11 protein-coding genes are annotated in these 13,559 nt (G+C 38.8%); 7 read left to right on the forward strand and 4 right to left on the reverse strand.

Going from position 1 to position 13,559, the window contains the following annotated elements; translation table 11 throughout:
- The first annotated feature begins 14 nt into the window (after positions 1–14).
- The 4 genes from QDI94_RS02840 (at position 15) to QDI94_RS02855 (ending at position 6,094) form a co-directional block, all read left to right on the forward strand.
- Positions 15–962 carry a DUF4430 domain-containing protein gene (locus tag QDI94_RS02840; RefSeq protein WP_278866966.1) on the forward strand — a complete coding sequence of 316 codons (948 nt, stop codon included), beginning with the start codon at positions 15–17 and terminating at the stop codon, positions 960–962.
- A gap of 2 nt (positions 963–964) precedes the next feature.
- Positions 965–1,855, forward strand: a complete 891-nt coding sequence (locus QDI94_RS02845) for an energy-coupling factor transporter transmembrane component T (protein WP_278866968.1) — start codon at positions 965–967, stop codon at positions 1,853–1,855.
- Positions 1,828–4,488, forward strand: coding sequence for an ECF transporter S component (locus QDI94_RS02850; RefSeq protein WP_278866971.1), 2,661 nt, complete (start codon positions 1,828–1,830; stop codon positions 4,486–4,488). Before QDI94_RS02845 ends, QDI94_RS02850 begins: the two co-directional genes overlap by 28 nt.
- Positions 4,489–4,684: 196 nt before the next feature.
- On the forward strand, positions 4,685–6,094 hold the full coding sequence (locus QDI94_RS02855; RefSeq protein WP_278476048.1) for an amidophosphoribosyltransferase: 1,410 nt from the start codon (positions 4,685–4,687) through the stop codon (positions 6,092–6,094).
- A gap of 69 nt (positions 6,095–6,163) precedes the next feature.
- On the opposite strand, the gene QDI94_RS02860 is transcribed toward QDI94_RS02855, so the two are convergent.
- The gene (locus tag QDI94_RS02860; protein ID WP_101028497.1) at positions 6,164–7,036 is read right to left on the reverse strand and encodes a methionyl aminopeptidase; all 873 of its coding nucleotides are present in this window, start codon (positions 7,034–7,036) and stop codon (positions 6,164–6,166) included.
- Between the two features lie 191 nt (positions 7,037–7,227).
- Here QDI94_RS02860 and QDI94_RS02865 point away from each other — a divergent pair, with 191 nt between their 5' ends.
- From QDI94_RS02865 to QDI94_RS02875, 3 genes are read left to right on the forward strand one after another with little or no spacing between them, the layout of a single operon-like run.
- Positions 7,228–7,938 (forward strand): N-acetylmuramoyl-L-alanine amidase, encoded by a 711-nt coding sequence (locus QDI94_RS02865; RefSeq protein WP_278866973.1) that lies wholly within the window; start codon positions 7,228–7,230, stop codon positions 7,936–7,938.
- A gap of 18 nt (positions 7,939–7,956) precedes the next feature.
- On the forward strand, positions 7,957–9,324 hold the full coding sequence (gene radA / locus QDI94_RS02870) for a DNA repair protein RadA (RefSeq protein WP_278866975.1): 1,368 nt from the start codon (positions 7,957–7,959) through the stop codon (positions 9,322–9,324).
- Complete coding sequence (locus QDI94_RS02875; RefSeq protein WP_278866977.1) at positions 9,321–10,016, forward strand: DUF6873 family GME fold protein; 696 nt, start codon at positions 9,321–9,323, stop codon at positions 10,014–10,016. The genes radA and QDI94_RS02875 overlap by 4 nt, the downstream gene beginning before the upstream one ends.
- Here the strand turns inward: QDI94_RS02875 and QDI94_RS02880 are convergent.
- The 3 genes from QDI94_RS02880 to gdhA all read right to left on the reverse strand — a co-directional run bounded on the left by QDI94_RS02880 (position 10,013) and on the right by gdhA (position 13,410).
- Positions 10,013–10,996: a tyrosine recombinase XerC gene (locus QDI94_RS02880; RefSeq protein WP_015523832.1), complete on the reverse strand. Its 984-nt coding sequence runs from the start codon at positions 10,994–10,996 to the stop codon at positions 10,013–10,015. The two genes, QDI94_RS02875 and QDI94_RS02880, sit on opposite strands and share 4 nt — an antisense overlap.
- A 407-nt stretch (positions 10,997–11,403) precedes the next feature.
- Positions 11,404–11,865: an IS200/IS605 family transposase gene (tnpA, locus tag QDI94_RS02885; protein ID WP_101105764.1), complete on the reverse strand. Its 462-nt coding sequence runs from the start codon at positions 11,863–11,865 to the stop codon at positions 11,404–11,406.
- 213 nt (positions 11,866–12,078) lie between these two features.
- Positions 12,079–13,410, reverse strand: coding sequence for an NADP-specific glutamate dehydrogenase (gene gdhA, locus QDI94_RS02890; protein WP_015523831.1), 1,332 nt, complete (start codon positions 13,408–13,410; stop codon positions 12,079–12,081).
- Positions 13,411–13,559 lie beyond the last annotated feature (149 nt).

Here is a 13,559-nt window from a genome sequence, read left to right on the forward strand (position 1 = left end):
GCTTAATTGTAAATATGGAAAAGTTGAAAAAATTTGTTAAGAAAAATCAAGTACTCTTAATTGCTGTTTGCGTTTGTATTGCCGCACTTACTGCAACATTTTTTGCAGGCGGCAACCTTTCTGACAGTAAAGTTCAAACAGCGTCAACAGCTTCCTCAATATCGACAACAAGTGCAGACACAGAAAAAACTTCTGTGTCTGCAACAGAGAAAATCACTCAAAGCCCCACCGATTCTACAAAATCTAACAAAGACAACAAAGATAAAAAGGACGAAAAAGACAATAAAAATTCCGAAGACAAAAAGAACAGCAAGGTCAGTTCGCAGAACAGCAGCAGTTCTTCTGTTGAAAAAAGTGAAAAAACCGAGCAGGTTTCAGGCAACAGTACTTCGGATAAGAAAAAGCCGTCTTCTTCATCAAACAGTTCTTCAAAGCCAAACAAAAAGAATGATGTTCAGCCTACGACACAGGATAAGTACAAAACCGATCCCGTGCCGTCGGGAAAACCAAAGCCGGTTGAGCCGCAGGAGCAGGAAACAAAGGATACAAACCTTTATTGCACCTTTACAATAACCTGTTCAACAATTCTTAACAATATGGATGACCTTGATCCCGAAAAAATTGAACTCGTTCCAAAGGACGGTATAATCTTCAAAAAACAGAAGATTCAATTCAAAGAGGGCGAATCAGTTTTTGATGTTCTCAAAAGGGTTTGTATGGATAACAATATTCATATGGAATCAAGCTGGACTCCTATGTATAATTCCGCTTATATTGAAGGAATTAACAACCTCTACGAATTTGACTGTGGTTCTCTTTCGGGCTGGATGTACAAAGTCAATGAATGGTTTCCAAATTACGGCTGTTCACGATATGAGCTAAAAAACGGCGATGATGTAGTCTGGTGTTATACATGTGATTTGGGTTATGATGTCGGCGGAGGATACGCAACAGGAGAATAATGATGAAGGATACTTTTTCAAATATGCACCCCTTTATCAATTTTATATTTTTTGCACTTACAATAGGGTTCACGATGTTTATCATGAACCCTGTTTGTCTTGCTGTAAGTTTTTTATGTGCGCTTGTAACCGCTTTATACCTTAACGGCAAAAAAGCTGTGAGATTGTCACTTGTTTTTCTTTTGCCTATGATACTCTTGATAGTTCTCATAAATCCTGTTTTTAATCATGAAGGAATGACTATACTCACATATTTTCCGTGGGATAACCCACTAACCCTAGAATCAATCGTTTACGGTATTGCAAGTGCATTTTTGCTTTCGTCAACAGTTTTGTGGTTTTCTTCATTCAATGCAGTAATCACTTCCGACAAGGTAGTTTTCCTGTTTGGCAGAATAATGCCGTCATTGAGTCTGGTGATTTCAATGGCATTGCGTTTTGTTCCAAGGTTTTCGGCACAAATGAAGCTTGTGCGTAATGCACAACACACAATAGGCAGAGATATAAACGAGGGAACATTGTTTCAAAGAATAAGAAATGCGGTAAAAATCCTTTCGATTATGATAACATGGTCACTTGAAAACGCAATTGAAACAGCCGATTCAATGAAAAGCAGAGGTCACGGTCTTAAAGGCAGAACATCCTATTCACTTTATAAATTTGACAAAAGAGACGCATTTATGCTTTGCACAATCCTTTTTACCGGATTGGTACTTATGATTTTGCTTTTTACAAACGCAATAAAATTCAGATACTATCCGTCAATCAAGGGCGATTTGTTTACGGTGCAAAGTGTTATTTTTTATATATTCTACACATTTTTAATGCTGATTCCGTTATCTGTAAATGTTGGGGAGGGGTTAAAATGGAAACATATGCAATCAAAAATCTGAGCTTTCGATACCCCGAAACCGGTGTTGATGTACTTAAAGATATTACTTTCAGCGTAAACGAAGGCGAGTTTATCACAGTCTGCGGTCCGTCAGGCTGCGGAAAAAGCACACTTCTCAGACATCTGAAACCCGATCTTTCACCGCACGGTGTTCTTTCGGGAGAAATATTCTTTGAAGAAAAACCTATATCAGACCTTTCTCACAGGGAGCAAAGCAGTAAAATCGGCTTTGTTATGCAATCACCTGAAAATCAGATTGTTACCGATAAGGTATGGCACGAACTTGCTTTCGGACTTGAAAGTCTTGGTTATGACAACAATACAATCCGAAAAAGAGTTGCCGAAACAGCTTCATTTTTCGGAATCCAAAATTATTTTGAAAAAAGTGTTCTTGAGCTTTCGGGCGGACAAAAGCAAATTTTAAACCTTGCTTCAATTATGGCAATGCAACCGTCCGTTCTCATTTTGGATGAACCGACAAGCCAACTCGATCCGATTGCGGCAAGCGAATTTTTGCACTGCGTTTCACGCATAAATCACGAACTGGGGACAACGGTAATAATAACGGAACACAGACTTGATGAGGTGCTTCCGCTTTCAGACAGGGTGCTTGTCATCGAAAACAACGGAATTTCAGCTTTTGACTCTCCTCAAAAGGTCGGGAAAATTCTTAAAGAAAAAGACAGTAAAACATTTCTTTCTATGCCTGCTCCGATGCAGATATGGCAGGCTGTTACAGAAAATGACAATACCGACTGTCCCGTAACTGTTCCAAGCGGCAAAAAGTGGCTTTCGGAATATGCCCAAAATCATAAAATGTATGAGCTCACGCCCGAAAACATTCAGAAACATTCTGATAAAGAAGCAGTAAGTCTTAATGATATTTGGTTCAGGTACGAAAAGTCGGGTGCAGATGTACTAAAAGGTCTTTCGCTAAAAATATATCAGGGGGAATTTGCGGCTATACTCGGCGGTAACGGAATGGGAAAATCAACCGCTTTGTCAATTATCTGTTCACTTAACAAGCCATACAGAGGCAAAGTTGAAATCTCTCCGCTTAACAAAAATTCTTTTGACACGCTCGTAGCAGTATTACCGCAAAATCCTCAGACACTGTTTTTGAAAAAAACTGTACTTGAAGATTTGTACGAAGTATTTGACGGCAGAAAAATCAGCAAGGAGGAAAAAGAAAGACGGGTTACCTCAGCGGTAAAGCTGTGCAGACTTGAAAGTCTCTGCAATCGCCATCCTTATGATTTATCCGGCGGTGAACAGCAGAGAGCGGCTCTTGCAAAAATTCTTCTCATAAGACCCCAAATTCTTTTGCTTGATGAACCTACAAAGGGACTTGATGCCGAATTCAAGATTGAGTTTGCTCAGATTATATACGACCTCAATAAAGCCGGCATAACCGTTCTCATGGTAAGTCACGATGTAGAGTTCTGCGCTGTATATCCAAGCCGCTGTCTGATGTTTTTTAACGGTGAAGTTGTGTCGGAAGGTACACCGAGAAACTTCTTTTCGTCAAACAGCTTTTATTCCACCTCTGCAAGCCGAATGTCAAAAGGCATAATAGATAGCGCAGTATCATCAAATGATGTCATATATGCCTGCACAGGTAAAAACAGAGATGTTCAAATTAACAGAAACACACCCGATATTGACCTTTTTAAAAATGACACGGAAAATATTCCTCGCCAAAAAAACAAAGCTGAAAATAAAAAGCTTTCTTTTTTAAAAAAAATCTGCGGATTTTTTGGTGCAGTACTGTTCATACTCGGTCTGATTGTAAATCTGGAATATATTCCGAGTTTTTCAGCAAAAACTTTGCCTACCTGGTTCAACTGGGGAATAATCGGAGTATCTGTTGCGTTGCTTATGATTGCTTTCGGAACAAAATCAAAACGACCGATTGACCTGCCGAGAAAAAGTTCAAAACTGAGTAAAAGAACTGTCAGTATGGCAATTATGGTTTTGCTTGCAATTCCAGTTACAATTTTTGTAGGAATGACATATCTTCAGGATCAGAAATATCTTTTTATTTCACTTCTTGTTATGATTGAATGTATGGTTCCGTTTTTTCTTGTTTTTGAAGGCAGGCACCCAAAAGCGAGAGAGCTTGTCATAATTTCCGTTCTATGTGCAATAGCAGTTGCAGGGCGGCTTGCATTTACAATGTTGCCTCAGTTCAAGCCCGTTGTGGCAATTGTGATAATTTCGGGAGTAGCATTCGGCGGTGAATCGGGATTTCTTGTCGGTGCTGTAAGTATGCTTGTTTCAAATCTTATGTTCGGTCAAGGACCTTGGACGCCGTGGCAAATGTTTGCGGCAGGGATAATAGGCTTCATTGGCGGTATTCTCTTTAAGAAAGGTCTTTTGGGCAGAACAAGGACTTCGCTCTGCATCTACGGTTTCATTGCCACAATGGTCATTTACGGCGGACTTATGAACCTTTATTCGGCACTCACATCACATTCCGCATTTAATCTAAATATGCTCATAACTTTTTATGTTCAGGGCTTTCCGATGGATATTGTTCACGCAGTTTCGACTGTTATATTTCTGTTTTTCGGAGCAGAACCTATGCTTGAAAAGCTTGACAGAATTAAAGTTAAGTACGGACTTATCGAATAAACCTAAACAGCAGATAAAATTTCTGCTGTTTTTTTTGTGCTGTAATTCAAAAATTTTCGACAAAAGTATAGACATAATCCGAAAATAATATTATAATTTTGATGTGTCTGATTTTAATCAAACAGTATTTACAATCTAAAACGGCAAACTGTAAATACTTTTAATTCAGAATTAAAAAGGTTAAAGGAGAAAAAACATGGGCGGATTTATGGGTGTTGCAGCAAAACAGGACTGCGTATTCGACTTATACTTTGGAATTGACTATCATTCACACCTTGGTACAAGAAGAGGCGGTATGGTTGTTTATGACAAAGAAAAAGGATTTGACAGATCAATCCACAATATTGAAAATGCACCTTTCAGAACTAAATTTGATAAAGATATGCAGAATATGAAAGGCAAATTCGGTATCGGCTGTATTTCCGACTACGAACCGCAGCCTCTTATTGTTCGTTCACATCACGGTACATATGCAATTACCACCGTAAGCAAAATCAATAATACAGATGAACTTGTTGAAGAAATTTTTGAAAAAGGCGGTTCACATTTTCTTGAAATGAGCGGCGGTGAAATCAACGCAACCGAGCTTATTGCAACTCTAATCAATCAAAAAGAAAACCTTGTTGACGGCATAAGCTATGCTCTTGAAAAAGTTGACGGCTCTGTTTCGCTCCTGTTGATGAATAAAAACGGCATCTATTGCGCAAGAGATAAGTACGGCAGAACTCCTGTTGTAATCGGCAAAAAAGAAGACGCATTTTGTGTGGCGTTTGAATGTTTCTCATACAAAAACCTCGGCTACAATGATTATAAAGAACTCGGACCGGGTGAGATTACGGTAATTACAGACCAAAACTGCATTACACTCAAAAAGCCCGGTGATAAAATGAAAATCTGTACTTTTCTGTGGGTTTACTACGGCTATCCTGCAAGCTCATATGAGGGTACAAGTGTTGAGCAAATGCGTTACAACTGCGGTGCAAAAATGGCTGAAAGAGATTCCGTAAAGCCCGATATCGTTGCAGGTGTACCCGATTCAGGCATTGCTCACGCAGTAGGCTATGCAAATGCATCGGGAATTCCGTTCTCAAGACCGTTTATTAAATATACACCTACTTGGCCGAGATCATTTATGCCGACAATTCAGAGTCAGCGTAATCTTATTGCAAAAATGAAGCTTCTCGCAGTTGAGGATTTAATCAGAGGAAAGAGTCTTCTTCTTATTGACGACTCAATTGTAAGAGGCACACAGCTTCGTGAAACAACGGAATATCTTTTTGAAAGCGGTGCAAAAGAGGTTCACATCAGACCTGCGTGTCCTCCGCTTGTATACGGCTGTAAGTATCTTAACTTCTCAAGATCATCTTCTGAAATGGATCTCATCACAAGACGGGTTATCGAAAGACTTGAGAACGGCAATGTTACAGACGAAATTCTTCAGGAATACACAAATCCCGATTCTGAAAAATACGAGCAGATGGTTGATGAAATCTGTAAAGAACTCAAGTTCACATCCTTGCGTTTTAACAGGCTTGACGATATGCTTGATTCCTGCGGAATTGACAAATGCAAACTCTGTACTTATTGTTGGGACGGCAAGGAATAATTAAATTTTATTTATAAAAATAAGGCATTTGCAATGAGAGTTCTCAAAGCAAATGCCTTTTGTTTTTACTTAGTATGCAATAATTTCGTAGCCGTCCTCAGTTACAAGAACCTGAATTTCCCACTGTGCAGACATTGAGTTATCTTCTGTATAGATAGTCCAGCCGTTATCCTCATCAACGAAAATATCAGGTTTTCCTGCGTTCACCATAGGTTCAATGGTAAAAATCATACCGGGTACCATAAGCATTTCCGTGCCTTTTTTAGAAATGTAACTTACCCATGGATCTTCGTGGAATTCAAGACCGATTCCATGGCCTCCTACTTCACGAACAACAGAGTAACCTTTACTCTTTACATAATCATTGACAGCTTGACCCATATCTCCGAGAAAGCCCCAAGGCTTAACCTGTTTGAGTCCTTCATAAACTGCATTTTTTGTTTCTTCAACAAGCTTTCTGTTTTCTTCGCTTACATTACCGATACAAAACATTCTTGAAGAATCGGAAAAATATCCGTTCAAATTAGTTGAAACATCAACATTGATTATATCGCCGTCTTTGATTATTACATCCTCCGACGGAATACCGTGACAAACTTCGTTGTTTATTGAAGTACATACGCTCTTGGGAAATCCCTCAAAATTAAGGGGAGCAGGGACACCGCCCATTTTGGTTGTGATATCATACACCCACTTATCAATTTCAGCCGTGCTGATACCTGCCTTAATATGCTCTGCAACATAATCAAGAACTGCAATATTGATCTTTGCACTCTCCTTGATTTTTTCAATCTGCTCAGCATTTTTCAAGATTTCATGGGAGGGAACAATGTGACCCGCAACCTCAAATTCCTCAATTTTTTCATCAAAATCTATATGACATTTTTTATACTTTTTTCCGCTGCCACACCAGCAAGGATCATTTCTGCCAGGTTTTTCCATTTTACTAACTTCCTTTCATTTTTCCAATTCATAATCCTTGATAATTATACCACCAAACAAATTTTATTACAACATCTTTGTCATATGCAAAAATCCAAAAGAAAAATCTTGTCAGAAAAAGTTTTGTAGTATATACTGAATAAGTAATATATAATCTCACACTCGGCATATTTTTATGCAGAGGTGTTTGTATGAATAAAAAAATCCCGACATTTTATGCTCTCTGCTTTATACTGTTTGCAATATTCTGCATTATTATGGTATCTGTTTTTTTCAGACTTAATCCGACAAAATCTGTTATAACCGAAAACAAAACAGAGCCGCTAATTATAATTGACGCAGGTCACGGCGGCGAAGACGGTGGAGCAGTAAGCGAAAGCGGTGTGCTTGAAAAGGACATCAATCTTTCTATATCAAATAATTCAGCTGATTTATTAAAAATTTTCGGATATAAGGTTGTTCAAACAAGAACAGATGATGTATCTCTTGATAACGGAGAAGATTCGGTTCATTCAAGGAAAGTTGCCGATTTAAAAAAACGGCTCGAAATTTTCAATTCAGACAAAAACAATATTGTAATCAGTATTCACCAAAACAAATTTTCTCAAAGCAAATATTACGGAACTCAAATTTTTTATTCCCCGAATAACAGTCAAAGTCAAAATCTTGCGGAATGCATTAGAAACTCCGTAAAAAAATGCTTACAGCCTGATAACGAACGGCAATGCAAAAAGGCAGACGGCTCAATCTATCTTTTAAAAAAGGCTGAAAACCCGTCCGTTATTGTGGAATGCGGATTTATTTCAAATCCGGATGAACTTGCTAAGCTGCAAAGTGACGAATATCAAAAAGAAATGGCAACAGCAATCATAACAGGATTTTTAGATTATACTCATCAATAAATACAGGAAGTGAAATAAATGGCTTCAAAAATCAAAAGTGTTTACATATGTTCGGAATGTGGATACGAATCGCCCAAATGGTACGGAAAATGCCCGTCATGCGGCGAATGGAACACAATGAACGAAGAAATTAAAGATACATCAAAACAGTCAGCAACTGCAAAAACACGCTCTTTTGCAACCTACTCAAAACCATACGCCATATCGGATATTTCAACCGAGGATGAGCACAGATATGACACAGGCTGCGGAGAACTCAACCGTGTACTCGGCGGAGGAATTGTAAAGGGCAGTCTTATACTTCTGGGCGGTGATCCGGGCATAGGCAAATCGACCGTTCTTATGCAGATTTGTCAGTACCTCGGCGATACTCTGAAAATTCTCTACATATCGGGAGAGGAGTCAAAAAGACAGCTCAAACTCCGAGCAATAAGGCTGGGTGTAACTTCGCCGAATCTGTATGTAATGACCGAAACCGATGTTGAGGTTATTTGCGAACAGATAAAAAATCTCAAGCCCGACCTTGTTATGATTGACTCAATTCAGACGATGAATCTTTCAGAATTAAGCTCGTCCCCCGGCAGCATTACACAGGTACGAGAATCTGCCAATATGCTGATGAGAACTGCAAAAGGACTTGATATTCCTATGTTTATCGTAGGTCATGTCAATAAAGAGGGTTCAATTGCAGGTCCAAAGGTACTTGAACATATTGTTGACACCGTACTGCATTTTGAAGGTGACAAACAGATGAGCTGCCGTATTCTTCGTGCCGTAAAAAACAGGTACGGCTCAACAAACGAAATCGGCGTTTTTGAAATGACTGATAAAGGGCTTAACGAAGTTGCAAATCCGTCTGTTATGTTGCTATCAGGGCGTCCGAAAAATGTTTCGGGAACTTGCGTCACCTGTACAATTGAAGGTTCAAGACCTATCCTTGCCGAAACACAGGGACTTGCCACACAAAGCGGATACGGCAACGCTCGCAGAATGGTTACAGGATATGACTATAACAGACTGTCAATGGTACTTGCCGTTCTTGAAAAAAGAGCAGGATACTATTTTTCAAACTGCGACACCTACATAAATATCGTAGGCGGATTGCGAGTTGACGAACCTGCGATTGACCTTTCAATTGCCATGGCTCTTATAAGCAGTCTGAAAGATACTCCGATTGACGAAAACGCTGTTGTATTCGGTGAAATCGGTCTTGCAGGCGAAATTCGCGCTGTATCAAACGCTCAGATTAGAATTAACGAGGCGGTAAGACTCGGCTTTACAAAAATCATTCTGCCGTATCATAATCTAAAAGGTGTTTCATGTGATGACGCTGAATTGATCGGAGTAAAAAACATTCGTCAGGCATTTGAAGCGGTAGGACAATGAGCAGTTTTGTAATATCAAACAAATACCCATGTTTTGCCGATGAGCTTTCAAAAATGGGGCATAATGTTATATTTTCGGACACTGTCAAAGCATTTCCGCAACCCGAACAAGCTCATGCCGATATGCAGATTTTGACGATAAATAATACTGTTTTTGTACTTCAAGAGTGCGAAAAGCTAAAAACTTTGCCATATAAAGAAAATTTGATTATATGTAAAAATAAAGCAGGGAAGAAGTATCCCGAAAATATATTGCTGAATTTTCTTTTCTTTAATAATAAGCTTTACGGTAAAGTATCTGCAATAGATCCGACTCTTTACAAATATTGCGTAAAAAACGATATTGAAATCGTAAACATAAACCAAGGATATGCAAGATGTTCAACTCTAATACTCAATAATCGCACTGCCGTAACAGCTGATATTTCCATAAAAAATGCCCTTGAAAAAGATGGGGCAGAGGTGTTATTGATATCCTCGGGTGATATAAAACTTGAAGGATATGATTACGGATTTATAGGCGGTGCAAGCGGAAAAATCTCTGATAATACCATAGTGTTTTTCGGAAACGCTGAAATGCATCCCTGCTATTCTTCTATAAGAGAATTATGTTTAAAAAATAAAATTGAAATTAAAATATTATGCAAAAATATGCCACTCACAGATGTGGGCGGCATAGTAAGAATTCTTTAAACTTTTTTCTTAGGTTTTATTTTTGCAAGCGGATTTGAGTCAGCGGCATTTTTCATTTGTTCGGAACTCAAATGTGTATAAATCTCAGTCGTACCGAGGTTTTCGTGTCCGAGAACCTCTTTAAGCACTCTGACATCAACTCCGCCTTGCTGATACATAAGCGTTGCAGCGGTATGCCTAAGCTTATGACAGGAATATCCCTGAGAATCAAGTCCGATTTTCTCAAGATATTTATATACCATAGCCTGAATTGTTTTCACAGACATTCTGCGGTGATTACGGCTAATAAACAACGCTTTTTTATCCTTAACTTCATCAATCGGACGCACCTTCATATACTCATTATAAGCGTCAATGCAAGCAGAGTTTAGATAAACAATGCGTTCTTTATTGCCTTTACCGACAACACGCATTGTACCGTCACTATGAATATCATTATAGTTAAGACCTGCCATTTCAGATACACGCAGTCCGCAATTGAGGAAGAGAGTCAATATACAATAATCACGCTGTTTGTTATTTCCGTCAACTGCATTAAGAAGCTCAATGCTTTGTTCAAGAGTAAGATACTTTGGCAAAGCTTTTTTATTTTTTGGTGATTCAAGCTGTTCAACGGGATTTGTATCAAGCAAATGTTTATTATTTGTTATGTACTTAAAAAAGCCTTTCAGACTGGAACATTTTCTTGCACGGGACGCACTCTTATTGTTGCGGTCACGATAAAGAAAATTCATATAATCATATGCAAGTTCAAGATTAACGGTTTTAATTAAATCAAGGTCAACATCGTCAATTTTAATTTCATCAAACTCAGTACCGTCAGGCACAAGACCACGCATTACTTTTAAAAATCTAAAAAAAGTTCTGAGATCAATAAAATATTCGTCAACGGTTTTCTTCGACATATTTTTGATTGTCTGCTTGTAAATTAAATAGTCCTTTAAAATTGCAGGAGCTTCATCACGAAAATCAACTGCCATAAACACACCACCGTAAATTTATTTCTTATAATGGATAACTCAGAAAAGTTGAACTAAAATCTGTATTAAAAGAATTACAATGCTATTATAACGCAAAAAAGGGCGGTGTATATTCCAATTGAGAAAATTATACAAAATGATTATTTTGTATAATTCGGGGAATTGGCAAAATTAAATAAGCTAAAAACACCTTGCTATGATTGCTTCTGCATAATATACTGTAACTTACAGTCACAGTAAAGCTAATAAGACAACAAAATTCAAAAAATCAAAACCACCCGTCCAACGGGTGGTTTGCTCTAGGGCTATAAGCCCATGCTACCGGCCAGCGTCTCAAGACGCTGGCTTTCACTTGGTTCAAGCCTATTGCCTTTGCCTCTTTCGCCACCCCTTAAAGGGTGTTTGTATTACTCGCCACCCTTAAAAGGGTCTTCATATTCTCGTACACTTAATTTATCTAGTGCTATATCATGCTTTTCTTGGTCTTCTATGTATTTCCTTATGGTTGCTTCATTTAGACCTACTGTACTCACATAATATCCTTCTGCCCAAAAGTGCCTATTTCCAAACTTATACTTCAGATTTGCGTGTTTCTCAAACATCATTAACGCACTTTTTCCTTTTAAATATCCCATAAAACTTGACACACTCATCTTCGGTGGTATACTTAAGAGCAAGTGTACATGATCTATCATCATATGCCCCTCTAGTATCTCCACTCCTTTGTACTGACATAACAATCTTATTATGTCTTGCAAACTCTGTCGATACTGTGCATATATTATTTTTCTTCTATACTTTGGCACAAACACTACATGGTATTTGCACATCCATTTTGTGTGGGATAAACTATTTGTTTTATTTGCCATTAAAATCACCTTTCTTTTTTTACAATAGACTTGAACATTCTTATTGTAATACGATTGGTGATTTTTTTGTATAACTTTTTATGCACACCCGCATAGCGGGTGGTTGTTTGTGCCACGCAAGCGTGGCACTGGGTAAACCCATTAATCACAACAGCCGTACAGACTCAAGCGATTCTGTACGGCTGTAAATTTTAAAGGAATTAAACTTTTAAATTAGCAAACGCCCTGCTGAATCATTGAATCAGCAACCTTCTCAAAGCCTGCAATGTTAGCACCTACTACATAGTCACCTTCATGACCATACTTCTTAGCTGCAGCAGAAATGTTCTTATAGATGTTAACCATAATGTTCTTGAGCTTAGCGTCAACTTCTTCAAATGTCCATGAAAGACGCTGTGAGTTCTGGCTCATCTCAAGAGCTGATGTAGCAACGCCGCCTGCATTAGCAGCCTTACCCGGTGCAAAGAGAATGCCGGATTTCTGGAGAAGCTTTGTAGCCTCAAGAGTTGTAGGCATGTTAGCACCTTCGGCAACAGCATAACAACCGTTAGCGATAAGTCTTTTAGCGTCTTCTTCGTTAAGCTCATTCTGTGTAGCACATGGAAGTGCAACATCACACTTAACTGACCAATCGAATTTGCCTTCGTGGTACTCTGAGTTAGGACGATAGTTCTTGTATTCTGTAAGACGCTGTCTTTTAACTTCCTTGATTTCCTTAATAGCATCAAGGTCAATACCTTCAGCATCATAAATCCAACCTGTTGAATCAGCCATTGTAACTACCTTAGCACCAAGCTCTGTAGCCTTTTCTGTAGCGTAGATAGCAACATTACCTGCACCTGATACGCAAACAGTAGCACCCTTGATGTCCTTGCCGTTATCCTTAAGCATAGCCTCTGTAAGATAAAGAAGACCATAACCTGTAGCCTCAGTTCTTGCGAGTGAACCGCCCCAGTTGAGACCCTTACCTGTAAGAACGCCTTCATATACATTTCTGATTCTCTTATACTGACCGAACATATAACCGATCTCACGAGCACCTGTACCGATATCACCGGCAGGAACATCTGTGTCAGCACCAATGTGCTTGCAAAGCTCTGTCATAAAGCTCTGGCAGAATGCCATAACTTCTCTGTCACTCTTGCCCTTAGGGTCAAAGTCAGAGCCGCCCTTACCGCCGCCGATAGGAAGACCTGTAAGTGAGTTCTTAAAAATCTGCTCAAAACCAAGGAACTTAATAACACCGAGGTTTACTGACGGATGAAGTCTTAAACCACCCTTGTAAGGTCCGATAGCACTGTTGAACTGAACACGGAAACCGCGGTTTACCTGAACCTTGCCGTTGTCATCAACCCAAGGTACTCTGAACATAATAACTCTTTCAGGCTCTGTAATTCTCTCAAGAATGCCATTCTCCTCATACTTTGGGTTCTGTTCGAAAACAGGCTCAAGTGAAGTAAGAACTTCGGTAGCAGCCTGAATAAATTCAGGCTCGTTTGCATTTTTTGCTTTCAGCTTTTCAAGCTGTTCACTTACATATGACATAAGTAAGTCCTCCTTAATAAAATTCGCATAAATTATACGGAAATTAGTTCCGATTATGCTGTAGCACAGTAAAGTGCTACAATCAACATACTAATAATACTATACTTTGAACGAATTTGCAATATCTTTTGTGAGATTCCTGCAAATTT

The sequence above is a fragment of the Ruminococcus bromii genome (genome assembly GCF_928721825.1).
Classification (GTDB): Bacteria; Bacillota; Clostridia; order Oscillospirales; family Acutalibacteraceae; genus Ruminococcoides; species Ruminococcoides bromii.

Coding starts and splice junctions, on each gene's coding strand:
- QDI94_RS02840 (WP_278866966.1), top strand. CDS start 15: ATGGAAAAGTTGAAAAAATTTGTTAAGAAAAATCAAGTACTCTTAATT.
- QDI94_RS02845 (WP_278866968.1), top strand. CDS start 965: ATGAAGGATACTTTTTCAAATATGCACCCCTTTATCAATTTTATATTT.
- QDI94_RS02850 (WP_278866971.1), top strand. CDS start 1,828: ATGGAAACATATGCAATCAAAAATCTGAGCTTTCGATACCCCGAAACC.
- QDI94_RS02855 (WP_278476048.1), top strand. CDS start 4,685: ATGGGCGGATTTATGGGTGTTGCAGCAAAACAGGACTGCGTATTCGAC.
- QDI94_RS02860 (WP_101028497.1), bottom strand. CDS start 7,036: ATGGAAAAACCTGGCAGAAATGATCCTTGCTGGTGTGGCAGCGGAAAA.
- QDI94_RS02865 (WP_278866973.1), top strand. CDS start 7,228: ATGAATAAAAAAATCCCGACATTTTATGCTCTCTGCTTTATACTGTTT.
- radA (WP_278866975.1), top strand. CDS start 7,957: ATGGCTTCAAAAATCAAAAGTGTTTACATATGTTCGGAATGTGGATAC.
- QDI94_RS02875 (WP_278866977.1), top strand. CDS start 9,321: ATGAGCAGTTTTGTAATATCAAACAAATACCCATGTTTTGCCGATGAG.
- QDI94_RS02880 (WP_015523832.1), bottom strand. CDS start 10,996: ATGGCAGTTGATTTTCGTGATGAAGCTCCTGCAATTTTAAAGGACTAT.
- tnpA (WP_101105764.1), bottom strand. CDS start 11,865: ATGGCAAATAAAACAAATAGTTTATCCCACACAAAATGGATGTGCAAA.
- gdhA (WP_015523831.1), bottom strand. CDS start 13,410: ATGTCATATGTAAGTGAACAGCTTGAAAAGCTGAAAGCAAAAAATGCA.